Annotated in this window: 27 protein-coding genes; 10 read left to right on the top strand and 17 right to left on the bottom strand. The window is 61.4% G+C overall.

Annotated elements, in window-relative coordinates:
- Positions 1 to 9: 9 nt before the first annotated feature.
- The 3 genes from LB523_RS27685 (at position 10) to LB523_RS27695 (ending at position 3614) form a co-directional block, all read left to right on the top strand.
- Entirely contained in the window at positions 10 to 1404 is a 1395-nt protein-coding gene (locus LB523_RS27685) for an NAD(P)/FAD-dependent oxidoreductase (RefSeq protein WP_224609002.1), read from the top strand.
- Positions 1405 to 1422: 18 nt separating this feature from the next.
- Positions 1423 to 2769, top strand: coding sequence for a dihydrolipoyl dehydrogenase family protein (locus LB523_RS27690; protein WP_224609006.1), 1347 nt, complete (start codon positions 1423 to 1425; stop codon positions 2767 to 2769).
- A gap of 140 nt (positions 2770 to 2909) precedes the next feature.
- Positions 2910 to 3614: a peroxiredoxin-like family protein gene (locus tag LB523_RS27695; RefSeq protein ID WP_140700483.1), complete on the top strand. Its 705-nt coding sequence runs from the start codon at positions 2910 to 2912 to the stop codon at positions 3612 to 3614.
- Here the strand turns inward: LB523_RS27695 and LB523_RS27700 are convergent.
- The 3 genes from LB523_RS27700 to LB523_RS27710 form a co-directional block, all read right to left on the bottom strand.
- Positions 3598 to 4503 carry a LysR family transcriptional regulator gene (locus tag LB523_RS27700; protein WP_140847209.1) on the bottom strand — a complete coding sequence of 302 codons (906 nt, stop codon included), beginning with the start codon at positions 4501 to 4503 and terminating at the stop codon, positions 3598 to 3600. The genes LB523_RS27695 and LB523_RS27700 overlap by 17 nt on opposite strands.
- 264 nt (positions 4504 to 4767) lie before the next feature.
- Positions 4768 to 5514 (bottom strand): GGDEF domain-containing protein, encoded by a 747-nt coding sequence (locus tag LB523_RS27705; RefSeq protein WP_224609010.1) that lies wholly within the window; start codon positions 5512 to 5514, stop codon positions 4768 to 4770.
- A gap of 258 nt (positions 5515 to 5772) precedes the next feature.
- Positions 5773 to 6477: a thermonuclease family protein gene (locus LB523_RS27710; RefSeq protein ID WP_224609014.1), complete on the bottom strand. Its 705-nt coding sequence runs from the start codon at positions 6475 to 6477 to the stop codon at positions 5773 to 5775.
- Between the two features lie 209 nt (positions 6478 to 6686).
- Here LB523_RS27710 and LB523_RS27715 point away from each other — a divergent pair, with 209 nt between their 5' ends.
- Positions 6687 to 7220 (top strand): hypothetical protein, encoded by a 534-nt coding sequence (locus LB523_RS27715; RefSeq protein WP_224609016.1) that lies wholly within the window; start codon positions 6687 to 6689, stop codon positions 7218 to 7220.
- Between the two features lie 28 nt (positions 7221 to 7248).
- On the opposite strand, the gene LB523_RS27720 is transcribed toward LB523_RS27715, so the two are convergent.
- The 10 genes from LB523_RS27720 to LB523_RS27765 all read right to left on the bottom strand — a co-directional run bounded on the left by LB523_RS27720 (position 7249) and on the right by LB523_RS27765 (position 15296).
- Positions 7249 to 7806, bottom strand: a complete 558-nt coding sequence (locus LB523_RS27720; protein WP_224609019.1) for a hypothetical protein — start codon at positions 7804 to 7806, stop codon at positions 7249 to 7251.
- Positions 7803 to 8378: a L,D-transpeptidase gene (locus tag LB523_RS27725; RefSeq protein WP_224609022.1), complete on the bottom strand. Its 576-nt coding sequence runs from the start codon at positions 8376 to 8378 to the stop codon at positions 7803 to 7805. Before LB523_RS27725 ends, LB523_RS27720 begins: the two co-directional genes overlap by 4 nt.
- Positions 8365 to 9528, bottom strand: a complete 1164-nt coding sequence (locus LB523_RS27730) for a CpaE family protein (RefSeq protein WP_224609025.1) — start codon at positions 9526 to 9528, stop codon at positions 8365 to 8367. Before LB523_RS27730 ends, LB523_RS27725 begins: the two co-directional genes overlap by 14 nt.
- Complete coding sequence (locus LB523_RS27735; protein ID WP_224609028.1) at positions 9525 to 10160, bottom strand: TadE/TadG family type IV pilus assembly protein; 636 nt, start codon at positions 10158 to 10160, stop codon at positions 9525 to 9527. Before LB523_RS27735 ends, LB523_RS27730 begins: the two co-directional genes overlap by 4 nt.
- Positions 10154 to 10651 carry a TadE/TadG family type IV pilus assembly protein gene (locus tag LB523_RS27740; RefSeq protein WP_224609031.1) on the bottom strand — a complete coding sequence of 166 codons (498 nt, stop codon included), beginning with the start codon at positions 10649 to 10651 and terminating at the stop codon, positions 10154 to 10156. Before LB523_RS27740 ends, LB523_RS27735 begins: the two co-directional genes overlap by 7 nt.
- Positions 10652 to 10655: 4 nt before the next feature.
- Positions 10656 to 12113, bottom strand: a complete 1458-nt coding sequence (locus LB523_RS27745; RefSeq protein WP_224609034.1) for a TadE/TadG family type IV pilus assembly protein — start codon at positions 12111 to 12113, stop codon at positions 10656 to 10658.
- A 60-nt stretch (positions 12114 to 12173) separates the two neighbouring features.
- Positions 12174 to 12476, bottom strand: coding sequence for a hypothetical protein (locus LB523_RS27750; RefSeq protein WP_224609037.1), 303 nt, complete (start codon positions 12474 to 12476; stop codon positions 12174 to 12176).
- On the bottom strand, positions 12463 to 13908 hold the full coding sequence (locus LB523_RS27755) for a type II and III secretion system protein family protein (RefSeq protein ID WP_224609040.1): 1446 nt from the start codon (positions 13906 to 13908) through the stop codon (positions 12463 to 12465). The genes LB523_RS27750 and LB523_RS27755 overlap by 14 nt, the downstream gene beginning before the upstream one ends.
- Positions 13909 to 13961: 53 nt before the next feature.
- Entirely contained in the window at positions 13962 to 14978 is a 1017-nt protein-coding gene (gene cpaB, locus LB523_RS27760; RefSeq protein ID WP_224609077.1) for a Flp pilus assembly protein CpaB, read from the bottom strand.
- Between the two features lie 111 nt (positions 14979 to 15089).
- Positions 15090 to 15296, bottom strand: coding sequence for a Flp family type IVb pilin (locus tag LB523_RS27765; RefSeq protein ID WP_224609043.1), 207 nt, complete (start codon positions 15294 to 15296; stop codon positions 15090 to 15092).
- A gap of 496 nt (positions 15297 to 15792) precedes the next feature.
- Between LB523_RS27765 and LB523_RS27770 the strand changes: the two genes are divergently transcribed.
- Genes LB523_RS27770 through LB523_RS27795 form a run of 6 tightly spaced genes read left to right on the top strand, consistent with a single transcriptional unit; the run spans position 15793 to position 21256 of the window.
- Positions 15793 to 17172, top strand: coding sequence for a CpaF family protein (locus LB523_RS27770; protein WP_224609046.1), 1380 nt, complete (start codon positions 15793 to 15795; stop codon positions 17170 to 17172).
- On the top strand, positions 17172 to 18143 hold the full coding sequence (locus LB523_RS27775; protein WP_224609049.1) for a type II secretion system F family protein: 972 nt from the start codon (positions 17172 to 17174) through the stop codon (positions 18141 to 18143). Before LB523_RS27770 ends, LB523_RS27775 begins: the two co-directional genes overlap by 1 nt.
- Before the next feature lie 8 nt (positions 18144 to 18151).
- Positions 18152 to 19108 carry a type II secretion system F family protein gene (locus tag LB523_RS27780; protein WP_224609052.1) on the top strand — a complete coding sequence of 319 codons (957 nt, stop codon included), beginning with the start codon at positions 18152 to 18154 and terminating at the stop codon, positions 19106 to 19108.
- Positions 19109 to 19160: 52 nt separating this feature from the next.
- Positions 19161 to 19706 carry a tetratricopeptide repeat protein gene (locus LB523_RS27785; protein WP_224609055.1) on the top strand — a complete coding sequence of 182 codons (546 nt, stop codon included), beginning with the start codon at positions 19161 to 19163 and terminating at the stop codon, positions 19704 to 19706.
- A complete protein-coding gene (locus LB523_RS27790; RefSeq protein ID WP_224609059.1) occupies positions 19703 to 20248 on the top strand; it encodes a prepilin peptidase in 546 nt (181 codons plus the stop codon). Before LB523_RS27785 ends, LB523_RS27790 begins: the two co-directional genes overlap by 4 nt.
- Positions 20249 to 20266: 18 nt before the next feature.
- Entirely contained in the window at positions 20267 to 21256 is a 990-nt protein-coding gene (locus tag LB523_RS27795; protein WP_224609062.1) for a phosphatase PAP2 family protein, read from the top strand.
- Between the two features lie 265 nt (positions 21257 to 21521).
- Here the strand turns inward: LB523_RS27795 and LB523_RS27800 are convergent, their stop codons facing one another.
- From LB523_RS27800 to LB523_RS27815, 4 genes are all read right to left on the bottom strand, one after another.
- Positions 21522 to 22769 (bottom strand): ABC transporter substrate-binding protein, encoded by a 1248-nt coding sequence (locus LB523_RS27800; RefSeq protein WP_224609065.1) that lies wholly within the window; start codon positions 22767 to 22769, stop codon positions 21522 to 21524.
- A 230-nt stretch (positions 22770 to 22999) separates the two neighbouring features.
- Positions 23000 to 23635 (bottom strand): lytic transglycosylase domain-containing protein, encoded by a 636-nt coding sequence (locus LB523_RS27805; RefSeq protein ID WP_318012000.1) that lies wholly within the window; start codon positions 23633 to 23635, stop codon positions 23000 to 23002.
- 278 nt (positions 23636 to 23913) lie between these two features.
- Complete coding sequence (locus LB523_RS27810; protein WP_224523887.1) at positions 23914 to 24282, bottom strand: hypothetical protein; 369 nt, start codon at positions 24280 to 24282, stop codon at positions 23914 to 23916.
- Between the two features lie 72 nt (positions 24283 to 24354).
- A partial coding sequence (locus LB523_RS27815) for a type I secretion C-terminal target domain-containing protein (protein ID WP_224609068.1) occupies positions 24355 to 26291 on the bottom strand: 1937 nt, incomplete at its 5' end.

The following is a 26291-nucleotide window of genomic DNA, read 5'->3' on the forward strand; positions in this document are numbered from 1 at the left end:
AGACCACCGATGCAGATTGTCACCCCCGGCATGCGGTTGATCCCAGAAGCCGTGCTCGCCAACAATGCTGCGCTGTTCCGCACGATCCCGGAGACTCCCTCGCACGCGGACAAGTCATTGCACCGCGTGATCATTGTAGGCGGTGGCGCGGGCGGCCTGGAACTGGCGACGCGCCTCGGCCGCAAGTTCGGCAGCCGGCGGCTTTCCGTCACGCTTGTCGACCGAAACCGCACCCATATCTGGAAGCCGCTGTTGCATGAGGTGGCATCCGGCGCCTTGAGTGCATCGCGCGACGCGGTCGAATACATCGCCCATGCCAGCCGCCACGGCTACCGATACCGCATTGGCGAGGTCGTCGGCATCGATCGTGCCAAACGCCAGGTTTTCGTTGCGCCCAGCTTCGACGATGACGGTCGCCAGGTCATCCCGCCGCGCGTTCTGGGCTACGACACGCTGGTCATGGCCGTCGGCAGCGTGACCAATGACTTCGGCACACCAGGCGCCGCGCGCCATGCCATTTCGCTCGATACCGCGGAACAGGCGGCCCGCTTCAACAAGCGCATGATCGATGCCTGCCTGCGCGCCAATGCGCAGTATAAGCAGCTTTCACCTGGTCAGCTTCATTGCGTCATCGTCGGCGCCGGCGCCACCGGCGTCGAGCTGGCAGCGGAACTTCACAAGTCGATGCGCGAGATTGCGTCGCATAATCTCGACAACATCGATTTCGAAAGGCTGATCCGCATCACCATCGTCGAAGCCGGACCCAGAATCCTGCCTGCGCTGCCTGAGCAGATGGCGCGCGCTACGGCACGCTTGCTGATCAAGTTGGGCGTGCAGATACGCTGCGGGATCAAGGTCACTGAAGTGACCGAAGACGGTATACGGCTCGGCGACAAGCTCTTTGTGCCTGCCGAACTGGTCGTCTGGGCGGCCGGTATCAAGGCGCCGGATTTCCTGAAGGGTCTCGAAGGTCTCGAAACCGATCGCATCAACCGCCTGATCGTCGATGAAACCTTGCGCACGGTCGCAGACGAGAATGTGTTCGCGATTGGCGACTGCGCGAACTGCGTTCTCCCGGGCGAAGAAAACGCCTTGCCGCCGCGCGCCCAGACAGCGCATCAGCAGGCTCACCACATGGCCAAGGTGATCGCGGCACGTCTCGCGGGGCGGGCCCCACCGGCGTATCGCTACCGCGACTATGGTTCCCTCGTCTCACTCGCCGACTACGGTGCGTTCGGCAGCCTGATCGGGGGACTGAAGATCGAAGGTCTCGTTGCGAGGCTCGTCTATCGCTCGCTGCACAAGATGCATCTCAAGGCGGTGCACGGCCTGGCGCAGACAACGCTGGCTTCGATCGGCGAGATGATCGTCAAGCGCGCCAGACCGCGCATCAAGCTTCATTAGAGCGGAGGAGGCGATGCGATGGAAAAGTATGACGTCGTGATCCTGGGCGGCGGCAATGCCGGAATGGGCGTGACGGTTGCGACACGCGCCGCCGGACTTTCCGTCGCCATGGTAGAGGCTCGCGATCTTGGCGGCACCTGTCCCAATCGCGGCTGCACTCCGAAGAAGGTGCTGGTCGCGGCAGCCCACGCGCTCGACGAGATCGCGAGGGCCGGCGATCATGCAATAAGGATCGAACCGCCGCGGCTAGATTGGCGAGGCTTGATCGAGCGGGAAAAGGACATCATCAGGGATATCCCGTCCCGATTGTCCGGTTTGATGGCCAAGCGAGGCGTCGACGTCATCTACGGCGAGGCCGCATTTGTCGCCAGCAACGCCATCCGCGTCGGCAGTCGAGAATTCGAGGCCAGGAACATCGTCATCGCCACCGGCTCGAAGCCGCGCCCAATGCCGATTCCCGGCTCGGAATTCCTGACGACATCGGACGATGTGCTGAGCGATCCGACGCTGCCTCGCGCCGTGGTGTTCATTGGCGGTGGCGTTATCGCTTTCGAGCTGGGTCACGTCTATGCGCGCGCCGGCGTCGAAGTCACGATCCTCGAGGCGCTGCCGCAGCTTCTGGGAAGCTTCGACGTGGATGCCGTTGCTCAGCTCCTTGGCGAGAGCGAGCGCCTGGGTATCAGCATCCATACCAAGGCCTGGGTCAAGGAGATCGAGGAGGTCGACGGGCGACTGCGGGTGAGCTTCGCGAAGGATGGTGCCGAATACCGGGTGGACGCAGATCGGGCCGTCAATTGCGCCGGGCGCGTTGCCAATGTCGAGGGCCTCGAACTCGGCGCCGGCGTCATCGTGCATCGCGAAGGCCGCATCGAGATCGACGATCATCTGAGGTCCCGTTCCAATCCGGACGTCTATGTCTGCGGCGACGCGGTCTGGAATTCTCCGCAGCTTTCGCCGATAGCGACCTACGAGGGCGGCATCGTCGGCCGCAATATCGTCGACGGCCCGAAACATCGGCCCGACTACAGTCAAATACCTGCCTCGCTCTACAGCATTCCGGCCGTGGCAACCGTCGGTTTGACCGAGGCCAAGGCGAGGGAACGCGGCTTCATCATCAACGTCCACTCAAACGACATGCAAGGCTGGCTTTCGGCCAGGATTTACGCCGAGCCGGTAGCGTGGTCGAAGATCATCGTCGAGGAAACGACAGACAGGATCCTTGGGGCTCACCTGGTCGGCCATGCCGGCGAAGAGCTGATCCACATATTTGCGCTCGCGATGAGGCACGGCATCACGGCACGAGAGCTGTCTGAGATGGTCTGTGCTTTCCCGACCTTCACGGCGGATATCAGGAACATGATGTAACGCGTCGCCTCGGGTCAGCGAAGAAGACACAGATCTGGCATGTGTCGATGCAGGTGGGGCATCAAATCCATGCAGGAAAAACATGGCAACTGCCGAGGGGTTACGGTGATAGGCTGTGTGCGAGGTATGAAAGTGCAGACATGGCCGCCGACGACCAGGCAATGACATTCGAGCAGTCCGTGCAGGCAGCCATCGAGCTTGATGCGCCTCTCAATGAACGGCTGGCGGTGGTTGCCGCGGCGGTCCGCCGCCTAAACTCGGAGTTTGCGGACGCTGTAGATCGACTGGTGGAACGCCTGGAGAAGCAGGGTGCCGGAGCGGCGGCGCCAAAGCCCGGCGATGTCATGCCGCCATTCCTGCTGCCTGACGACGAAGGCAGGCTGGTTGGCCTGGCCGACATCCTGCTCCAAGGGCCCGCTGTGATCACCTTCCAGCGCGGGCATTGGTGCCCTTACTGCCGTTTGAACGCGATCGGCATCGTCGAAGCGCAGCAGGAGATCGCGGCATTGGCCGGGCAAATCGTGGCGATCATGCCCGAGCGAGGCAAATTCGCCAGGGCGATGAAGGCCGCGGTTGGCGCAAGCTTCCCCTTCCTGACCGATATGGACAATGGCTACGCCCTGTCTCTTAACCTGGCAATATGGATCGGAACCGAAATGGAGCGGTTGATGGGCGTTGCCTATGACCTCCCAAGCTACCAGGGCAACTCCAGCTGGTTCCTGCCGATCCCGGCCACATTCGTCGTCGGAACCGACGGGATCATCACCGACCGCTTCGTCGATCCGGACTACCGCCGTCGCATGGACATCGACGACCTGATCGCGGCGCTCAGGCGGGCTCGCTGACGCCAAAGGATGACCAGTCGGCCGCTCTCAAGAGATTGAGCAGCGTCGTCGCGACAGGTGCGCGCTGCCTGCCGGCGACCGCATAAACCGACACGATCCGCGAGACGTCCAGATCGCGAAGCTTGAGCCGGCGGATGTTCGAGGATCGCGGTGCAGTAAGCGAGACAAAGCCAACTCCGGCATTGGCCTCAAGCAGCGCAAGGAGATCCTGATCGGTCTCGACTTCATGCGCGGTCCGGGGAGTATACCCTTTAGCGGAAAGACAACGCGCTAGTTCCTCGCTCGTCTCCCAATCGATCCGGCTGAGCACAGGTTCGGCGGCGAGCTGAGCCAGCGCGACATCAGCCTCATTTCGCCGGGCGAGCGGGTGATCTGAATTTACCGCGAGTTCGATCCCTTCCTGGAACAGAGGCCATACGTCCAGGCGGTCCCAAGCCTGTCCAAGGGGGCCGGCAATCGCCAACTCTACTTCACCGCCCTTTAGCGCCTCGATCACAGCCGCCGGCGAGCCACGGTGGATTTTAAGATGCACACCGGGATAGGCCCGAAAGAGCTCGGTGAACGGCGAAACCAGCAGCGCAATGTTGATACTGTTCGAAATGGTCACATTGAGCGGCGCAACATCGCTGCTTTGCACAGCCTTGGCCAATGACTTGGCGGAAGTGGCCGCGTCATAGCATTGTTGCAGCAAGGGCAGCATCCGCCGTCCAAGTTCCGTCAGGTGCGAGTGCTGACGCTCTCGCCGGAGGAGCTCGCCACCGAGTTCTTCTTCAAGCGTCTTGATCGCGCGCGTAAGCGCCGGCTGAGTGACGTTGCATTCCTCGGCCGCTCTGGTGAAGTTCAACGTGTTGGACAGGGCCAAGAAATAGCGGACCTGCTGCATCTCCATGAATTTTCGCCCCCTTCAGCGAAATTCGATTTCTTCAGGAACAGCTAATTCGCGGCCATGCTAGCGGAAATCCAAGCAAGGTCGAGGGGTGATTTGCTGGGGTTTGCCCGCAAGACAATTGTCCAGCAGGGTCACCCTGTCGGTCGTCACAATGCTAGAAATATAGTGTAAAGTATTGTTTTTATTGAATTAGCGGAAGTTCAATCCTCTCGCAGCACCGGCTTTCCGAAACATCTGGTGGGCGTGTCGGGCGATCGCGCCGGCTCAGTTGGTGACATGCGACAGCCGCAGGCCGGCTTCGTCCGGGATCTCGGCCATGCCTTCCTCCGCGAAGCGGAACATGTCCTCGAAATCCAGCTCCCGCTCGAAAATGACGCCGCCGACTTTGATCGCAAGCACGTCCTTGTCGCCTTTCGGCGCGAAGTAGATCTCGCCGACCGTGCCGCGAATGCGCTCGCCGACGTCCTTGGCGTCCTCTTCGCTCGCGCCCGGCAGGAAGACGCCGAACATCGAGGTTCCGATCCGGCCGATCAGATCGTCCTTGCGCACCGCGGACCGGATAGCCGATGCGATCAGCCGCAAGGCCTCGTCGCCCCATTCGAGACCGAAGCGCAGGTTGATCGATGCCAGATGTTCCGGATGGATGACCAGAAAGGCGCCGGAGCGCGGTCCGGCTGGTTTCGCCGCCCTCCTGTCGACCATCGAGGTGAACACCTTGCCGTTCAGGCAGCCGGTCAGCTGGTCGTAGGTGCCGGATCTGGTGAGTTCCTGCCGGTAGCGGCGGATCTCCACCTGTTGCCAGCCGAGCAGGGCAAACAACGGCAGACCGATGACGATCGGCACGATGATTGCCGTAATTGCCCCGCGGCCGAATGGCGTGAGGCTGTCGCTGAAAAGCAGCAGGTAGTTCAACCCGAGCGAAAGCGCGACGCAGGCGGCGGTGCCAAGCGCGGCCAGCAAGATGAGGTGCTTCCACGTTTGAACCGGCGCGGTCGGTGTTTTCGCAGTCAAGGGCCAATCTCCTGTTCGACGCATGGCATACAGGAGGTCCGTTACGATTTCGGTGTCAGGGAAACGTACAATTTGATGCAAGTCGGCATGTTCTCCATGGCAAGCGCCGGATCCGGCACACCGGCGGCCGCGGTCCACGGCTGACGACCTGCCAGGTCGTCGGCCCAGTCCAGGTTTTAGAAGTGCTGAACTCCCCTGACCATTCTGCTTTCACGCAAGTCCGCGAGGAAACCGGCCGCCGGCCTTCCCGCGACAGCACTATTGCGGTGGGCCGAAAATGCCCATCCGGGCGGTTCTCGCCACCACCTCCGCCTTGCCGTAAATGCCGCTGCGAGCGGCCATCGCCCAGCCGTTGGAAACCAGCCAGGCGCCGACATCCTGCGTGCCGAGCGCGCAGGGCGCGGCGATGGCAAAACGGTCGACGTCCGGCGGCAGGAGGCATTTCAGGGCTCGTCCGCGCAGCCAGGCGTTGAAGGCGGCCCGCGCCCGCTGGCCGCAAGGCCAGGCGGTGTCGTCGAACATGCAGGTCCTGTCGGGGCCTATGTCGACCGTCCCGCTGATGGCGACGGTGCGTCCCATGGCTTCGACGACCGCCGAGGAGGTCGCGACGGGACGGAAAAGCAGCGTCTCGCGCCAATCCTGCGGCATCGGCGTCTGCGGCCGCTGCGCAAGTCCGAGCTCGCTAAGCGGAGGACGCGGTTCGATGCGCTCGATCCCGGATGGGTCGAGCGGCGGCGGCGCAATGAGGTCCTCGGCGATCTTGCGCGCCGGCCGGCCTGGCGGCGCGTCATGGATCGGGCCATGGAAGGCCGGCTTCAGGTCGCCGGCGTCCTGAGCCGGGGCGATCGAAGCGGGCGGCAGCAGGCGGCCACCCTCGACGATCAGCACCATGCCTGCGAGCAGGCCGAGACCGCCGAGCGCTGACGCCAGCAGCGGGCGGCCGGACGGGCTCACCTGGTTCACGCGTGGACCCTCGCGGGATCGTGCCGATAGCCAGCGGTGCGGCCCGAGCCCGACCCGTTAGCTCCTGTCGACATGGCGCCACCCCCGACCGCTGAACCGGACCATACATTAGATGTGAGCGACATTCCTTGAAAAGCAAGGTGTTGCGTTAAGTCTCGCGCAACCAATGCGGCCTAGAATCGGCCATCGGATGTCGAGGGGATGACACGATGCGCAAGCCGATACTGCTTTTTGTCTTTCCGGCCCTGGTGCTCATTCTGCTGGCGGCGGAGCGAGCGGCGGCGCTGCTTCTCGGCTTCTATCCGGCGAGCCCCGCTGCGTGGCATGCCTGGCTCGAGCTGCGGCCGTTCTCGACCATGTTCTGGCAGCAGGTGCACGTCTATCTCGGCGGATCGATGGCGCTCGATGCGGCCTTTATCGTCCTGGCGGCAGGCGCCTGCTGGATGATTTGCCGGGCAAAAAGGTCCGCCGGCTTCTTCCTCGCCAATCACGCCGCGCTGATCTTCGCAGGCAAGATGATGGCGCTGAGCAGCAGTGCGGAAACGGCAAGCACCATTGCCGCCTTCACCATACCGAACGGCCTGCACTTCTCGCTCATGCTCGACTTCAGCTTGAAGAACAGCCTTGTGCTGTGCCTTGGTCTCGCGGCATGCGCCTACTGCCATGTCGCGTTTCTGCGCGAGGCAAAGTTGCGTGCCGAAGCCCGCGCTGTCCGCATGCTTGCGCTGCAGCGCGATCTGTAACCTGCCGGTCTAGGCGAAGACCGCCTGCTCAGTTGATCTTCTTGTAATAGACCTTGCCGTCGGGCTGCTGGATGCGCTGGTAGGACGGATTGGGGCCGGGAGGCGCGACCTTGCGCTTGAACGCGGGCTGTCCGTCTCCGGCGCCAGCGTCTCCGTCGGCCGCGGACGCATCCGCCACCGTGGTGTTGTCGAGCAGGGCAGGCTCGGCCGCGCCGGGCGCCGGCTCGCTGGCGGCGACGGGCTGGCCTTGCTCAAGCTTGGCGATATTGCCGTTGATCCGGCCGAAATTCGCCTGCAACTGATGGTCCAGTGTCTCGAACCGGCTCTGGAAACCGTTATTGACGCTGTCGATGCGGGCGCCGATCCGCTGCTCGAATTGGCCGAGCTGTTCCAGCCGCGCCTCCATCGTCTTGAGGTCGTTGACGCCGCGATAGAGATAGACCGCGGCCGTCACATTGACGACGGTGACGAGCAACGCACCCACCGCCATGACGCCGATCAGCTTGGCCCGGCTGGGCTTTCCCGGAGCGGCTTCCCTGTGACCGAGTTCGATTGCCGGAACGTCCGGCTCGCTGATCATCGTCATTCAACCACCACCTTTGCGCCCACCGCGACGCGTTTGAAAAGATCGATCACATCGGTGTTCGTCAGCCGGAAGCATCCGGACGTGCCGTCGAATCCGACGCCCTTGGGATCGTTGGTGCCATGGATGCGATAGAGCGTGTCGCGCCCGTCGCGCGACAGATAAAGCGCCCTGGCGCCGAGCGGATTGTAGGGACCGGCCGGCACCATCGCCGGCAGTTCCGGCCGGCGCGCGCGCATTTCCCTGGGCGGGCGCCATTCCGGCCATTCGGTCTTGGAAGCGATTTTGACCGTTCCGGTCCAGCCGAAGCCGTCGCGGCCGACGCTGATCTGATAGCGCAGCGCATGCCCCGCTGCGGTCACCAGATAGAGCGCCTTCTCGTTTTTGCGGATGACGATCGTGCCGGGCTGCTCACGGGTCTCGAAGGCGACCGCCTTGCGCAGGCTGGGGCCCATGGCCGGCAGCGGCGGCAGGCCCGATCCGGCTTGCGCCAAACCGCAGGCCGACGCCAGCGCGATGCCGATCAGGCCGGCCGCGGCAAGACGCCCGACGATGCGAAGTCTAGCGCTGGGCATTGTCCAGCCGTTCCTTGAACATGCGCTTGAGGTCCTTGTTGAAACGCGCGCGTCCGTCCACCTCGGAAGGCAGGATGGCGCGGTTCAGCGCGTCGGCCAGAAGCGCATTGTCCAGCGCCAGCGACTTGATGTGCGGCGCCTTGAAGATCTTCTCCAGCTCGCTGCGCGAGAAGTGGTTGCCGAACCATTTGCGCTTATGCTTGTTGGCGACCAGCGTGATGCTGACCTTGTTGCCGCGCAATTCGCGGATCTTCTTGTAGAGCCGCTTGCCTTGCCTGAGCGAAGCGACGTTGAGCTCGAAGACGATGAAGATCTCGTCGCTCGTGCGCAGCACCGAATCGTGCCACGGCGTCTCGATGTTGGGCAGGTCGATGACGATGTCGTCGAAGCGGTAGGCGACGAGATCGAGCAGCCGGAAGACGAAGTCGGAACCGCGCGGCTCGAACGGCAGTTGCGGCCGCTCGAAGGAATAGAGCGTCAGGCCGGAAGGCCGCGACAATTTGATGACATCCATCAGCTCGACGTCGAGCCGGTCCGGCTGGCCGATGATGCCGGAGAGGTCGAACTGATTGAACTGGTTGAGATAGGCGCCGCAATTGGCGCTCTGGAAGTCGAGATCGACGAGGCAGGTCGAGGCCGCGCGCTCGGCCGATTTCGAGGCGAGATACTCGGCCGCCGAGATCGCCAGCGTGGTGGCGCCGGCGCCGCCGCTGGCGGCAATGAAGGTGACGATGCGGCTCTTGGTGCCCTGGCTGCCGGTGTCGTGGAAGGTGACGGCGTTGAGCAGCTCCTTGGCGTCGAGCGGCTTGTGCAGCCAGTCGGACGCGTTCATGCGCACCAGCACGCGCGTCTGCTCTGAAGTGAGTTCGTCCGAGATCGCGATCAGCGGCACCGAGGCCCAGGCCGCGCGCGCCTCGACGATTGCCGGATTGCCGAGCAGCTCGCCATTGGCGAGATCGAGGATGATGATGCCGGGCCGGCTGTCGGCCGGCGGCCCCTTCAGGAACTCCGCCGCATCAGAGACCTTGACGTCATAGATCGCCAGCGCATCGAGGCGGGTCGTCACGTCGCGTTTGAAATTCGCATCGCCGGAAAACAGCGCCACCTGCTTGCGTTTTGTGGGGAGAACTCTGGTGTCGATAGCGTTCATGGGAAGGTACTCTTCAAATCTTCGCCCGTGACCGTGCTCAACATCGAGGGCATGGTGATGTTGTTGAACCCAAGCAGACCGGCCAGGAAGAAGAACTGGAATTGATGATTGACGATGCTGACCGTGATGGTCGGGACGGGACCGTTGGGTCGGGTCCAGTAACCAAGGCCGGATGCCTGATACTGGATCTGGACCTGGGACTTCGTCAGCATAGGCAGGTATGAGTGCATCCCAGCTCGGCCGGCGCTGCCGCTGAAAATAAAATCGAAGGCGGCCTGACTTGCGGTGAGATCCTGGCATGTCGCACCCGTTCCGCAGGTGCACGAGACTGCTCCCGCGGCGTTGGCGGTGCAGATATAGTTGTAAGTGTTGGCTGGAACTGCTTTGCCCACGTCCAGCGAGTTGCTGGGCGTTTTTGCCTCGAGCAAAAGCCCGCTGGCAACGGGGCTGGAAATTTGCGCCAGCCTCGCTCCGGCTTGCACGGCCTTGTTGGCCGCGTTCCATTGATAGAAGGCATAGCCGAAGTCGACGAAACCGAACAGGAGCGTCAGCAGCAGCGGCATGACTATTGCTGCTTCGACCATTGCGGCACCGGACTCCGCCGCCCAGAACTTGTCTCGCGGCATCACCATCCGAAGACGCGCTCCCGATGGGCAACCGTTAGGGTGAGCTGGCCGAAGCCAAGATAAGACCAGAGCCCGACACCAGCGTAAGGGTATGACGTGCTAACCTCTACGACGACGACGTTGGCAGTGCTGCTAAGGTAAAGTTCAGTACCAGTAGCGGGATCGATTGCTGGAGTTGATACTGCCGGAGTGATGGAGATCTGGCCTGTGGTCCATCCCGTGACCCTTGCGCTGCCGCCGGTTATGGCTCCATTCACCGCAAGATTTGTTGCATATCCGGAGCAAGTGTTCCAATCGCTGCTGCAGCGCGCCATATAGCGAGCCGCATCCTTGACGCCGGCGTCGAGGAGCATGCGTGTGTTCAGGATGTTCCCGAATTCGAAGACGCCGGCCGACAACAGCAACACGAAAGGCGTCACAAGGGTCATCTCGACCAGGACAGCCCCGTCGTCGTCGCGCTTGAATCGGTGGAGGATTTGTCTGAGCGCGGTCAGCATGGGCCTACCGGTAAAGCTGCGCTTCGTTACGCTGAAGTTTCTTCAGCGTGCCTTGGCCGACCGATGTACTGATGTCCTCGAACTCGGCGTATATATTGGCGTCGGGCGGCCCTCCCGCCGGTTCGGTGACGAACATGCTGGCGAAAGCCTGCACCGGTAATGTCTGATTGCCGCCTTTGACAATATTGTTAACACAGTCGACAATCGCGACGTAGAGAAGCCGCCTGTCGGCGCCCTGCGTCGTCGTGTTGCACTGTGGCGCAGTCTTCTCCTGGCCGCTTTTCAGCGTCGGGTTGTTGATCTCGTATTTGTAGACGCAGTAACGGCTGGGATTTGCGCCGCACGCGGTCAGCACCCCGGAAGTGCTCGCAGTGCCGTGATTGACGCTCCAATAACCGGTGAAATTCCATAGACCGCTGCCAGGCACTCCGGCCTGCGCGCAGCAGCCGGTGTCATGTGGAAGCGCCATGTATTTGCTGGCCTGATTGATATCCGGCGCGGCATAGGCGCAACTCTTCTTACCGGCATTGGAGACAGCCATGCCTTTGCGGACGTTAGGCGCTGGCGGGTTGACGGTCGGATCGGTCTTGTAGGGCCCGCTGTTGTCGTAAAGATCGAAGCGAGTGTTGATGCCAGCGTCGACGGGCGGAATGTTGCCTGGGCGTGTCGTAACCCCGTTTTGACCGTAACAAGCCGGCGGGTTCGTCACGGCGAACATTTCGGTCAGGGTCGCCGTGGATTTGTCGCCCTCTGGAGAGGACAGGAACCCGTAATTGCCGGGCAGATATTGGGCGTTGTTTCCGCCGGTCTGCTCCTTGAGCAAGATCATCGGCTTGCTTGTCCCCGAAACGGCTGTCTGAAGAGCGCCGAGGGACGTGTAGGGATTGCAGATGAACATCGGCGTGAATTGGCAGAGCGCGTTTGTGAAACCCGCCACTGCCTGCGGCCGAATGTCCATCCTGCTTATATTGGACAAGCTGACCGGAAAAAGCGTCTCGAAAGCGCCGGCCCCGTCGGTTGTAGCACCGGAGGCGTTCACTGTGACTTCCGCGAACTTTACAAGCTTCGGATCCGTGCTGGCCCAATTCACGCCATTGGAATCTAGCCCGGCTGCAGTCAGCGCGATGCTGTCGCTGGCCGGGATGCCCGTAAGGTAGGTCACGGTCACATCGGCCAACGCGATCTGGTGATCGCCTAATGTCGAAAACCGCGTTCTGTTGGAAATAAGATTGGTCACGGCTCGATTGGCTCGTGTAATGGCATCCGGATTGCCGTCGAGCTCCGCGGCGGCGGCAAGCGCCAACGCGTCGACACCCTTCTGCAGATCGTTGTGCAGTCCGGTTGCGCGGCTCATATCGACAGCGAGCAGTGCAAATCCGATAAGCACGGGTAACATGATGGAAACGAGGATCATCGCTATGCCGCGCTGATCGTTCCAGAATTCACGAATGGTCCTCAACATGATCTTACTCTCTGTTCCATTCGTGCCAGGCTCCTCGCTCGCCTGACGAACCGCATCCTTCTACTTCGCTGCGCTGGTCTCGCTCGACGGCACTACATTGACCGTCATGTTTGTCGCCGGCGCCGCCCCATTTGCCGGAAGCTTATATTTCTGAACCACGGCCACAGACCGCGCGCCGTCGCCTTCGATCTTCGTGTTGTTCGAAGCCGGATTGTATGGATCGACCGTCTGCAGCAGCTGATTGGCCTTTTGCGAGTCGCCGGAAGCCAGCGTCATCGTGTCGTAATTGTGCAGATAGTCGGCCGCGCAGCCCGCGAGCAGGCCGGTGCACAGAAGCGCGAGCAGGAGCTTACTTCTTGACATAGACCAGCTTGTCCTTCGATTTCACATCCAGCATGTGGCCGTAGGGCCCGGTGACGCCTTCGCCATGCTCGTACATGCGGATCATGTCCTTGTTGACTTCGAGCTGGCCGAGCAGCATCAGCTCCGGGTCGTTGGCGGGCCTCGTCTTGTCGAAAGGCGTCGCCAGTTGCTCGCCGGGCCTCACCGGCCGCACCAGATGCGGCGTCACGATGACAACGAGCTCCGTTTCTTCCTTCTGCGTGCTCGAATTGTGGAACAGCGCACCGACGATCGGCACCTGGCCGAGCCAAGGCACCTGATCTTGCTGAATGGTATTCTTGCTGGAGAGCAGGCCGCCGACCGCGAAGCTCTGGCCGTCGCGCAGGTCGACGACTGTCGACAGCTTGCGATTGGTGAAGATCGGATCGCCGGCAGCGGTGAAGCCGGTCAGGTCGCTGACTTCCGGCGCAAGCTTGATGTGGATCTTGCCGTCGTCCAGCACCACCGGCGTGAAGTTCAAATTGACGCCGAACTGCTTGAACACGATCTCGACTTCGCCTTGCGCATTGACGCTGCGCACCGGCACTTCGCCGCCAGCATTGAAACTGGCGGTTTCGCCGGAAACCGTGGTGAGGTTGGGCTCGGCCAGCGTGCGGACCACTCCCTTCGCCTCGAGCGCCTCGATGATCAGGTCGACTTTGATGTTGCTGTCGATGATGCGTGTGATCAGTGCCGCGAACGGGTTGGTATTGGACAGAAGGCCCGAGACCAGGTCGCCCGCGCCCAGTTCGGCTCCGTCCTTATCTACCGTGCCAATGCCCGTCCCGACCCGCGTAGTGCCCCTGCTATTCCTACTTCTGAAGGACACGCCGAGATCGCGGCCGGCGTTGCGCTTGGCCTCCAGGATGCGCACCGACAGATTGACCTGTTCGCTGTCATCGATGGTAACGGCATTTATGATGGAGTCGGGGCCATATTGCTGCGTGACCTCTACGATGGATGCCAGGGTCGCGGCGTCCTTGACGTGACCGCTCAGGCGAACCTTGCCGTTGATCGAGCCGATCTCGATGCGAGCCTTCGGCGCCACCTGGCGAATGGCTACTGCCATATCGCTGACATCCTGGCCGACCTCGATCTGAATGGCGCCCAATGAGCGCTTGTCCTCGGAAAACAGATTGACGGTGGTGGTGCCGACGCTCTTGCCAATGATGTAGAGCGTCTTGTCGGTCATCGGCTGCGCATCGGCGATCTTTTCGTCGCCGACGACGATATCGCCCAGCGTGGCGTTCACCTGGATCGTGGCGGATTGGGAAACCGGCACGAACACACGATGCAGCGACGGGCTCGACACGTCGATGAAACGATCGGCCGCCGCAGCCGGATGGCCGAAGATCGCCGATACGCCCAACACAGATAGCGCGGCCGCCGCTATCCTGACCCAAAACCCCTTCATTCCCCGTCTCCCCGCTTGCTGCCCAGGGGCAGCCTCCGCCGCGCCGACCCTCGTCAGTCTTGTCGCGGCACTTCGTAGGTTTCCAGCTTGACGCCCCGGAACACCCCAACCGTAGCTTGCTTCGGCGGTTCCGGCTGGACGTATTTGATCACTTCCTTCACCGGCTGTTGAGGCGCGGCGGCAACGACCGTGACCGGCTTTGCCTTGTTCATCTGATCGATCTGGCTGCCGACCCGTTCCACCGCCTTTGCGAGTCCGTCGATCTTCTCGTCGGCCTGCTTGCGCGCTGCCTCCTCGGCGGCCTGCCTATCAAGCTCGGCCTGGCGCTTGGCGACATCCTCCGGTGTGTCGCCCGTCAGGTCCGCCAGCGTCACCCTCTCGTTCATCTCGCCCTTGCTGCCGGCGGCCTGGCGAAGCGCTAGTGACAACTGACCGGCGCCGGCGGCCAGGGTGAGTTTCTGCGCATCTTTCGTGCTCACTTCCACAGTCACGGCTTTGACCACGGTCGGATTGTCCTTGGTCGCATCCGCAACCTGATCGACGGCAAGCACCTTGACGCTCTGCAACAGGACATCAACGAAACTCTTATCGGCGCCGTCATTGTCGCGGACCGTACGGCTCAGCAGGACATCGACGCGGTCACCGGGGAAGACGAAACCGGCGACGCCGAGCACATCATTGACCCTGATGGAAACGGCTTTCATGCCCTCGTCTAGAACCGCCGAAAGCGTGGCTCGCTGACCCGGACCAGTGATCTTCGCAGTGAGAACAGGTTCGTTGGCGCTGATGGACTGCAGCGCCTGGCGCGCCCCGTTGCCGGCCATCGCTTCTTTGACCGTCTTGAAGGCGCCTGTCGGCACCGCTCCCGCCGGCCATGCAATTTCGCGTAATTTGTCGGCGCTCAGCGCGTCCCCGAATTTCAAAGGCACCGCCGCGACCACGACCGTGCTGGCCTGCACGCCGTTGGCCATAGCGTTGCGTTGCCCCGCTAGCCAGATGTTGACAAGCACGACCGCCAGAACGCCGAATATACCGGCAAGCACAACCATGATGAGTGTATTGGCGCGCATTTCCCAAACCCCTTGGACCCGCCTTGGCGCTTGCAAACTCGGGCTAAGCCCGAGTTTGCAATGTCAGTTTGGCCAGGCCTCAGGGTCGTCCCCGGGCTTGGCCATTTCCAGTTAGCAGGTCATGCCTACGCCGTTGTTCGGGTCGGTCGCCAGATTGGTGCACAGTGTGCTCCATGCATTGGTGACATAGACGCCGACGGCGATGATGAACGTGATCACCGCTGCGGTGATGATACCGATCAGAATCGAATATTCGACCATGGCAGCGCCGTTATCGTCGTCGCGGAACTGCCGGGCCATCGTCATGAGCTTCTTCACGCCAATTTCTCCCTTTGAGAGGTTTGAACCCGACGAGACAGAGCCAAGGATGAACCCCATACCCAAGCATCCCCCGTCACGTTCAATCCTAGGTCCCGTAAAAAAGCCAAGTCAAACGGATTAACAGTCCATTAACCTTTCAATACTCGTCCAAGCGCTTTCTGAATTTTGACAACAGCTTGATTCGCCTCATTTTTCAAGTGATCTTAACCATTCGTTCACAATTCCGCCGCAGCCATACCTCTCGGCTGCCACATTAGAAATAATGCATATCTCAGTATATCTAGTGGCTTATCGACCAATGTCGGCTGTGTGCCGCCAAAGGTCGTAGGACTTTAGTCGGTGCACGGAACGCAGGAGAAAATAAAACGATTTTCCGAAATCCATCTCTTAACTATGTCGCAAGTATTATACGTTGTGTAGCCTGCAGGCCGCTTGTGCCGCTCGTGGTTAACGCTTAGTTTCCATTTGGGGAAAATATAAGGGGGTAAGCGGCATGTTGGGTCGCTTCATTAAAGGGCCGAGCGAACAGAAGATACTGGCGCCGGTCGTCGTTGCGCCGAATGGAACGGCCGCTGCTCCCGCGGTAGAAGCCGAGCCACAGGGCGACGATTTCCTGACCCTCAAGGTCGAGCTCCATCGTCATCTCATTGACCGTTTCAACTTGACGGCGTTGGAAAGCGCGTCAAAGGACGAGATCCTGAATGAGATTCGGCCGATCGTGCGCGAATTCGTGCGGGGCCGGAACGTGCCTTTGAATGCCCGCGAGCTGGATCAGCTGACCGGCGACACCGCCGACGAGATGCTGGGGCTCGGTCCGATCGAGCCTCTGCTCAAGGACGACTCGATCACCGATATCATGATCAACACCCATGAGCGCGTGTTCATAGAGCGTCGCGGCATGATCGAGCAAACCGCGATCCGCTTTCGCGATGAGGCGCATCTGCTGCGGATCATCAACAAGATCGTCTCCAATATCGGCCGTCGGGTCGATGAATCCTCGCCGATGGCGGACGCGCGCCTCGACGACGGCTCGCGCGTCAACATCGCCGTGCGGCCCGTTTCGATCGACGGCCCGCTGGTCTCGATCCGCAAATTCTCGAAGAATCCTTATTCGCTCGAACGCCTGATGGCATTCAACTCGATCCGCCAGCCCATGATCGATATTCTGCGGATCGCGGTGCAGGCGCGAAAGTCGATCCTGGTTTCAGGCGGCACCGGTAGCGGCAAGACGACGCTGCTCAACGCGCTGTCGAGCTATATCCCATCGAAGGAGCGTCTGGTCACTATCGAGGACGCGGCGGAACTGCAACTGCAGCAGCCGCATGTCGGACGGCTGGAAACGCGTCCTCCCAATGTCGAGGGCAAGGGGGAGATCCGTCAGCGCGAGCTGGTGAAGAATGCGCTGCGCATGCGCCCCGACCGAATCATCGTCGGCGAAGTGCGGGGCGAAGAGGCCTTCGACATGCTGCAGGCCATGAACACCGGCCACGAAGGCTCGATGACTACCATCCACGCCAACACGCCGCGCGATGCCATATCGCGCCTGGAGCAGATGGTCGGCATGGCGGGAATGCCGATGTCGCACGACTCCATCCGCGCGCAGATCGCATCTGCCCTCGACATCATCGTGCAGACGCAGCGTCTTTCCGATGGCGGCCGGCGTGTGATCTCGATCTCGGAGATCACGGGCATGGAAGGAAATGTCGTCCAGTTACAGGAAATCTATCATTTTATCAGGCGCGACGTTGCCGCCGATGGCACGATCGTCGGTGAGTTCCGCGCCACCGGTGTTCGCCCGCGCTTCGCCACTGAGGCAGCTACGCTTGGCCTTCATTTCGCCAAGGATGCCTTCAATCCGCAGGTGGCGATGTGATGCTGACGGGACAGACGCTTCTCTATTTCATCTATGTGGTCGCGGCCGCCTCCGTCATCCTAGCCGGCGAGGCTTTCTACCTCTCTCTCACACGCCGGCGCTCACAGAGAGTGGCCGTCAATCACCGGCTTCGCCGCCTCGCCGACGAGGCACCCGCGGAGCAGACCCTGCAAACCCTGCTGCGCGAGCGCGGCCTGACTGGTTCGGGAGACTTCGCGTCCAGCTTTATCTGGTTGAACCGGCTGTACACCCGGTCCGGCATAACCGGAAACCCAATGACTTTCGCGGTGTCGTTCCTTCTCGCCGGTTTAGTGCTGGCGCTGCTTGTCTGGTTTCTGTTTGGTGTCTCGGCGCCGGCAGCTTTCCTCATCTTCTTGGGGGTGGGGTTCGCATTGCCGCTGCTTTTCCTGCGGCGAGCCTGCAAAAAGCGGATCCTGAAGTTCGCCGGGCAATTGCCCGATGCGCTTGACATGATCGTCCGTTCGCTCCGCGCCGGCCACCCCGCTTCGGTCGCAATCGGTCTCGTCGCACGCGAAATGCCCGATCCGCTTGGGACGGAATTCGGCATCGTCGCCGACGAAATCACCTTCGGACTTAGCATGGAGCAGGCGGTGCGGAAACTATCGGAGCGAGTCGGCTTCGAGGGTTTGCACCTGCTGTCGGTGTCGCTTTCGATTCAGGCCAAGACGGGCGGTAATCTCACCGAGATCCTCGCGAACCTGTCATCCGTCCTGCGCGAAAGGCGGAAACTTGGATTGAAGATCAGAGCGCTCTCGGCCGAGGGGAGGGTATCGGCATGGATCATCTCGCTGTTTCCTCCCTTTATGTTCCTGATTCTGATGCTCGTGGCGCCGTCCTATTATGGCAAGATCTGGGGTAACCCGATGATCCTGCCGGTATTCTTGTCATTCGGGAGCTGGGCGCTGCTTGGCACGTACATCATGTATCGCATGGTCACTTTCGATTTCTAGGAACGGCCATGAACCTGCTTTCGAACACGAATGACCTAACCTTTCTGGTGTCGCTCGCCGTCTTCGTGGCGGCGGTGACCTTGTTCCTGTTTGCCGCGCTGGTTTTCCTGCCCGCGATGCAGACGCGCAGGCTGGTGACGGACAGTCTCGTCGGTGATGGGTCCGTGGATCGCCGCTCGATCCTGGGACAGGACCATCTCGTCCGGGCCGCGGCGCAAAAACCGGTCGAAGCCTACTTCAGATCCATGGAGAAGGAGCGCAATGAGCCCGATGCTCTCGAAGCCAAGCTTTTTCGCGCCGGTTTTTATGGCGCGAGCGCACCGCTTATCTACACGCTTTGCCGGCTGGGGGCGGTCGCCATAGGTTTTCTGCTTATGTATGCCCTTCTGTCGAAGGTACTTCCGGCGCGTTTGCCCGGCATCTTCGCCTTTGCGGGCGCGGGTCTGATCGGCCTCGGATGCATCGTCATCCCGAGCATCATGCTCGATCGCTTCGAGAGAAAGCAGAAGCAAATCTATCGCCGCGCCTTTCCCGATTTTATGGATATGATGATCACCTGTGCCGATGCCGGCATGAGCCTGGAGGCCGCGGTCGAACGGGTGAGCCAGGAACTGGCGGGCACGCACAAATGGCTGGGCATCCAACTTACGATCATGAATTTGCAGTTACGAGCGGGCAAGCCGCTGCGCGAGGCATTGCGCGAACTCGCCGATCGCATCGGACTGGACGAGGCGAAGGCATTGGCGGTTCTGTTTCGGCAATCCGAAGAGCTCGGAACCAGCCTGACGGACGCCCTGCGCGTTTACAGCGCCGAGATGCGCGATCAGCGGATCCTGCAAGCGGAAGAACGTGCCAACTCCTTGCCCGTCAAGATGACGATCCCGCTTGGCCTCTGCATCTTCCCCGTGGTGCTGATGATCATTATGCTGCCGGTTATCATTCGCATGAAGGGCATTTTCTTCTAGTGCGTCATATGATTAGATTCTAAAACAGAGTCGGGGACTCGTGGGACACTCAATGACAAAGCGCCTCGCAGTCGCGACCAGCCTGCTGCTGATCTTCCTGGCCGGATGCCAGACGCAGGACACCACCGGCGGGGTGGTCCGCACCAACGAGCCGGCCAAAGGCGACTACACCGCCTTCGGCGATACCTTCGACGGGCTGAAGACGATAAGCGATGTTGACTACTACGCCTCCGACCAGGCGGTCACCGAGGCCAAGACCCAGTTCCGTTCCGAGAACTACGGCAATGCCGGCGCTCTGTTCTACAAGGCAACCAGGCTGGCCCCCAACGATGGCGTCGCCTGGCTTGGCCTCGCCGCCTCCTGCGATCGCATCCGCCGTTTCGACCTGGCCGACATGGCCTATGGACGAGCCTACCGGCTGCTCGGCGCGACGCCGGAATATTACAACAATCTCGGCTATTCCTATCTGCTGCGCGGCAAGCTGCAGGACGCGCGCAGCAACTTCCTCAAGGCCTATGAGCTGGCGCCCAACGATCCGACCGTGACCAACAATCTCAAGCTGCTGTCCTCCAGCGTCAGGAACATAGAGCGGTCATGACCGTTTTGCTGACCGCTTCGCTCGTGTTCAAGGGCTTGGCCATCCTGCTGCTCGGTAGAATCGCCTGGACCGACTTCAGCACACAGAAGATATCCAACCGTGACGTGCTGCTGTTGCTCTGCCTTGGCCTTGGCGTGCTGCAGTTCCAAGCATTGCAAACTCACTCATGGTTGGAAATGGGAATCAGTGCGTTCGGTGGCGCCGCGCTGTTTCTTGCGCTTTTTCCGTTCTGGCTTTTGCGCAAGATTGGAGCTGGCGACGTCAAGCTGATGAGCGTAACTCCGTTTTTGGTGGGCGGGAGCAATCTCGCGGTGTTTTCCGTGTTCCTGCTGGTGTTCGCGGTCGCCACGGCTGCTTTGGTCAAGAATCCTTTCCTATTGCCGGCGGGGATGTTTCGCCACTACGTGCAGCATATGGACCGCAAGGGCGTCGTGCCGTTTGGCGTGCCAATTTCGATGGCGGCGATCTGTGCGATGGTTTTGCAGATGTATCACGCTGTGGTGGTTGCAACCAGTTCCGGAATACTTGAGCAACTCAACTGACAAGGCTGAGGCGTCGCGGTGCGCAGTAGCGAGTTCAGACTGGCTGCAACGATAGCAACTGTTACGCTGGCCTTCTTTGTTGTGGACTTTTTCTTTTTCCGACGCTCCAGCGTCATTCTCGATTCGGACAATTGGTTCGAATTGGCCAATGTTATGATGGTGCTCGCGGCAATCATTGTCGCGATGATGCTCGTGGAATGGCGAATTGATAAAGACAGGTCGCGGACGGGGCGATTAATCGCGGCCAGTGCCATTGCCGTCCGCTCGCTTGCCAAAAATGGCTGCCTTTTCGTCCCAATGAGCTTTGCGTCGGTCTGGTTCATGTATCTAGCTTCCGCTACTGACAGGCCGCTGATGGACCAAACATTGGCAGCGCTAGATGCAGCGATAGGGTTCGACTGGCGCGCCTTTCTCGATCTCACGAACAAGCAGCCGTTGGTGGCAGGAATGCTTGTTTTCGCTTACCACGCGCTCGCGCGGCAGTTACCGCTTCTGTTCCTTTTGCTGGCCTTTGCAAAGCGTCTTCGTCTTACCGAGTTCATCGCCCTGCTGGCGGTTTCATCGGCGGTAACCGCTATCTTGATGTCGCTTGTGCCGGCGGCCGGAGCCTATGCGTATTTCCAACCGAGACCAATCGACTTCAGCAATTTCACGGTACGAGCGGGAATGTGGCACTTCACCGAGCTAATGAGACTACGATCGGGAGAGCCATTTAATCTACTCGTGACGAGGTCCGAAGGTCTCGTCACTTTCCCGTCTTATCACACCGCACTCGGCATCATGATCGTCTACGCGCTTCGAGACTACCGCTGGTTGTTCTGGTCTGCAGGGTGCCTGAATGCCGTAATGATTGTCAGCACACTTCCGGAAGGCGGACATCACCTAATCGATGTGATTGCCGGTGCAGTGGTTGCCGTTGCTTCCATTGTTGTCGTCAGGACGATCGCCTCTTATGATCGTGGGGAGGCCCTTGCCGCTCCGGCAGTTTTTCCACTAACCAAAGGTTGACGATCTGCGCTCCTGCGGCGGAAAGGCAAAAAGCTTCGACGGCTGACTGCCGGCTCATTTGGCAGCTATGTCAGGTGCCGGTTCCATTGCCGCACCGGCTTCTTCTTGATGACAGGCACAGACGACGGCTCGTCGGACACGGCCGGTCTTGGCGCCTCAAATATCAGCTGTTCGATGAGCGCGACGGCACCCGCTGCCACGGCGCCGGCGACGGCTAGGATAAGAAGCTTTCTAAGAAGATCCAACGGCCCTCACCCAGTGAAATTCAAAACCCCGACGTCGACTTCTCCACCAGCTTCAGCCGCCCCTTCTCCACCTTGAAGAACGGCATCGACCTTTGGCTCGAGCCGTCGGCGCGGAAGCGGAACAGGCCGGTCGAGCCGCGGAAGCCGCGGGTGTTTTCCAGCACCTGCTTGCTGAAGCCGTCCGGGCCGGCGGAGCTCGCGATGCCCGCGCTCAGCGCCACCACGTCGTAGGCATAGGCCACGTTGACGTCCGGCTGATAGTTGTAGGTGGCCTTGAAGCGGTCGGCGATCGGGCCGGTCTCGCTCTGGTCGAGCGTCGCGATATAGGCGCCTTCGTAGAGCGGATCCATCGGGCGCTCGAGCCAGCGGTCGGTGCCGATCAGCGTCACCGCCTTGCCCGGAATGCCTTTGGCCTTCAGCGCCGCGAGCACGGCGACAGGGCTGCCGTCGCCGCAGGCGACGACCACGGCGTCGGGCGCCTCGACCAGCGAGCCCATGTCGGACACCACCTTGGCGCCGCCGTCGCTCGCCGAATAGGGCAGGGTCACCGCAAGCGTGGCGCCATAGATGCTGAGCGCGTTGGCCAGCCGGGATTCAATCGGGCCCGAGTCCGCGCCCGATGGCACCAGCAGCACGAATTTCCTGGCGCCCTTGGCGGCGACCGCCGCCGCGCCCGCCGCAGCGCTGTCGGCTTCGCCGAGCCGCACGGAATAGACGCCGGGGCCGCCGGCGAAATTGTCGGCCAGCGCCAGCACCGGCGGCCGCTTGGAGCCGGAGAGCTTGGCAAGGTGCTGAGCGGCCGCAAGCTCGGACGGCCCGATGACCGCCTTCGCCGTGCCCGAGGTGATCGCCTTCACCGCGAGGTCCTTCGCGTAGCCGCTGTCGCCGCGCGTATCCTCGATCGTCAGCGTCAGAAGCTTGTCGCCGAGGTCGGCCATTGCGAGGCGCGCGCCGTCATACATTTTCCGGCCGGTCTCGCCCGTGCTTCCGGGCGCCGAAAGCGGCAGCAGCATGGCCACCTTGGTCGGCCCCGTGCCGAGCGTCAGCTGGGCCTTGGCGGCGGCGGCCGAGGCCGGGCCGGCCGAGGTCGCGCTGGCCAAGGCCGCACTGCCCAAGGCCTGGCCGCTTGCCTGCTGGGCGGGCGCCGCGGGCGCGCCCGCCTGGCCGGCGGGTGCCGCTACCGCCGACGGATCGAGCACGTCCGACGCGCCGCTCTTGGACTGGCATGCGCACAGCGTCGCGACGAGGCCGAGAGCGAGAGCCCCCAATGCATGTCGCCCAAAAGTGGTCCCGGTTTTGGGGAGACGACATGCATCTGACAAAGACCTGAAGCGCGCCGCAACGATTCGTTTCGGCGCGACGCGCTTCAGGTCCGGATCGTGCCGCTCACATTTCATTTGATGCTTCCATCCATCTGCCGCCAGTATTCGCCCCGGTCTGCCTTCACTTCTCTTAACGTTTGCCTGCCCGGCCGTCCCGCGATTCTTGCATCATGGCTTCAGCCGTCGAACAGCCGCGCTCTCAGCGCCTGTATCGTCCTTGCTTGCGCCGGGCTGCGATAGTCGGCGCATTTCATGTAGCGCAGCCCCGGCACGAACGATCGTCGCACGCAGACGCGTTTCTCCTCGCCGGCGGCGGGCAAGCCGACAATCGAGATGTCGGAGAAGCTGATCGTCGAGACGTCGGAGAATCCGATCGTCGCCACCGGCAGCGGCCCGGTCGCGTCGAGGCCTTCCCGTGCCAGGATCGCGCGTGCGCGCCGGCAGTACTCGACCGAGCGGACCGAGAAGCGGGTCTCGCCGTGCCCGGCGCGGTATTTCATCACGGTGGTGCAAAGATCGCCCACGGCGAGCCTGTTTGCCTGCGCCAGATATCTGACGCCGAGCGCGATGTTGACGGCCGGCTCGCCAAGCTCGTCGAGCGAGCCGCGAAAACCGAGCATCCGCGCCGTTGCCGGCATGACCTGCATCAGCCCGACCTCGCCGTCGGCGCCGTGCACGCCGGGATCGAAGCCGCTCTCGATCTCCATCACCGCATGCGCCAGCACCGGCTCGAGGCCGTAGAGCGACGCCTGGCAGGTGGCGAATGCCTTGAATGTCGCGCGCGTCCGCTCGGGCGCCGCGTCGCAGCGCACGGGCTGCGCCCGCTGCGGCTGCGGTCGTTCCAGCCAATTGGCGTGGACAGGTGTTTGCCCCAGGCCAAGCAAGGCGACCGCCAGGGCAATTCCAGGAAAACTGCGTGGCGGTTGGGCTCGGCGACTTCGCCGTAGCCTTCCGCTCGCACTTGCGTCAAGACAAAGAGATGGACCGGTCCGCCGTTTCGGTGAAACGGCGGACCGGTCCAGCGCGATCGCCTTCGCCGGTTCTCCGTCGGCCACCATCGCAGCCGGCCAGCGTCCGCTTGCCCGTCAGCTCAGTGCATGTACTCGACCATGCGGTCGTGGAAGCACTCGCATTTGTTGAGCGTGTCTTCGTCCTTGTAGTTCGTCTTGAGGTAGCCATAGGCCATGCCGCAGGCGACCTTGGCTTCCGAGGCCCAGACGAAGGCGGGACGCGACGAGTTGATCCATTCCGGGCTGTTGGCGACGGCGACCGATTCGTCCATCAGCTTCACCACATGGTCCTTGAGCTCGACCATGTTGTCGGTCAGCACCAGGTCCGACGTGCCCACAGTGCGGCAATAATTCACCGCCGGCTCGCCGATGATGTCGGCGGCGAACCCCGTCGACCCGGCCACCAGCAGCGCCGCGGCCGAAGCCAGCAATCTTACGGAATGTTTCATGTAAGCCCCTCTCCGAATTGCGAATTCATGCTTTGCTGATGTTTAGCATGGAAGCGCGGCCACGCATAAGTGCTAAATGGTGGCCGTATGCTGCTGATGGTTCGAGTCGTCGTAGAGAATGTTGATCGTGCCGGCAGCCGGCGCATTCTGCACAACCGCGACATCCACGAAGTTGGCCGAGTTGCCAGAGCCGCTGGTGTCGACGCTCACCGTGCCGGTCGCGCTGTTGTAGTGCACATAATCGGCAATGTTGCCGGCCGGCGCCTTGTCGAACAGTGCGGTCAGGTCGATTTTGTCCCCTTCTGCACTATGGTAGTCAGTGATCAGATCTTTGATATTCAGATTGTCGATCTTGAACGTGTCGGCGCCCGAAGTGCCGGCAAGGGTCGAAGTGCCGGAGGCAACACCGTCATAATTGCCGAAGCCGATGTCGCCCACCGCGCCTGTCTGGCCGTCGGCGGTTGTGAACGTGGCTTCGCCGAAGGTCACGACCGAGCCGTCTGCGGACACCGACTGCTGGTGGTTGCTTTCGAGACCGATCTCCACGATGCCCAGGGCGGCGAGAGACTTGAATTCGCCGGCATCCGCGACGCCGTTGCCATTGGCATCCTGCCAGACACCGAACTTCGCGAAGTCTTGGTCGGCGGCGGTCAGCTTGCCGTCATGGTTGGTATCATAGAGCTGCTCAAGCGCGGCAAGGTCGGTTGCAGCACCGGGCGCATGCTGGGTGAACGCGATTTCCGAACCGTTATTCACCTTGCCATCGCCGTTAAGATCGATCGCCAGGATGCCGTCGTGAGTGTCGACCCAGGCGGTCTTCGAAGCAACGCCGTCGCCGTTGTAGTCGAACGAAACGGTCGAGTGCGTGAGATCGGTGGTATGGATGCCGTCGTGATTGAGATCGAGTACGACCGGAGTGGCAACGGCAAGAGGCGTCAGTCCGTCGGCTACGTGCACAGTAAAATTCGCGGTCCCTGTCTGATCCCCGTCTCCGTCCGTGAGCTGCAGCGTCACCGGAATTGTATGGTCGACAGTGGTGGAGACCACTCCGACATCGGTGAGGTTGAGCTTGATGGAACCTGACGATTCGTATGCATCAATCCAGGCAATTTGCGCACCGGAAGGCGACGTGATTGTTAGAGATGTTGTGTTTACAGATGGGGTGTAGTGAGCAGAAGTTCCATCGGTAAAATGCGCTACGAACTCAATCTTGTCACCAGCGGAATAGTTGAAAAGGTTGAATGTGGCATATGTGGCATTAGCCAACGTTAGGTTGGCTGGTGGATTGTAATCACCGGAAGAGCTGGTGGAGGATCCTACGTAATCATTTGGCGTTCCAAAGTCGAAACGGAGGAACTCGCCCTGATTAAGATTGTTGTTGCCAAGCCCCCATCCATTGGTGGACCCACTGATGTTATCTTGTTGCGTCATTGTAGGATTGGTACCGGATCCGGTCTGATTGTACCAATCGGTCTCTTCCGTTCCAGTGAAGCCGCCAGTCGGTTTCCAGCCGGTTACCATCACGATATCTTGATTGGTGGGGGTGTCGTGCACTACCACGGACGAGCTTGGGCCACTTCCAAATGAACTGCCCTGTCCGATGGAGACTTTGGTCGTCGTTCCATCGAGAGGGGCCAGCAGATCGAAGGTGTATTGCCCCGAGGTACCAGCCGCAGTGTTCACGGTAATCGTGAAAACCGCTGTGTCTCCTGCATCATGAATGCCATTGTTGTTGTTGTCGGCATAGGCGGTCAACACATTGCCTGACTGCTCGGTGACCAGGTTGTGTCCATTAGAGGTCAGGCCGGCTGTATTGGCCGTGATCGTCATGGCTGTCCCGACGCCGTCGGCGCCTGGGACGAGGTTGATGGCCCCGACGGCGGGCGTCTGCGCGGGGTCGTTGCTGGCCTGCTGGCTCTGCACGCTGTTGAGCGTCGGCACATCGTCGACGATATTGGCCGAGAGCGTGCCGGTGGCGTTCTGGCCGTCCTGGTCGGTGAGCGAGACGG

This window comes from Mesorhizobium sp. ESP-6-4, from assembly GCF_020164735.1.
Lineage (GTDB): Bacteria > Pseudomonadota > Alphaproteobacteria > Rhizobiales > Rhizobiaceae > Mesorhizobium.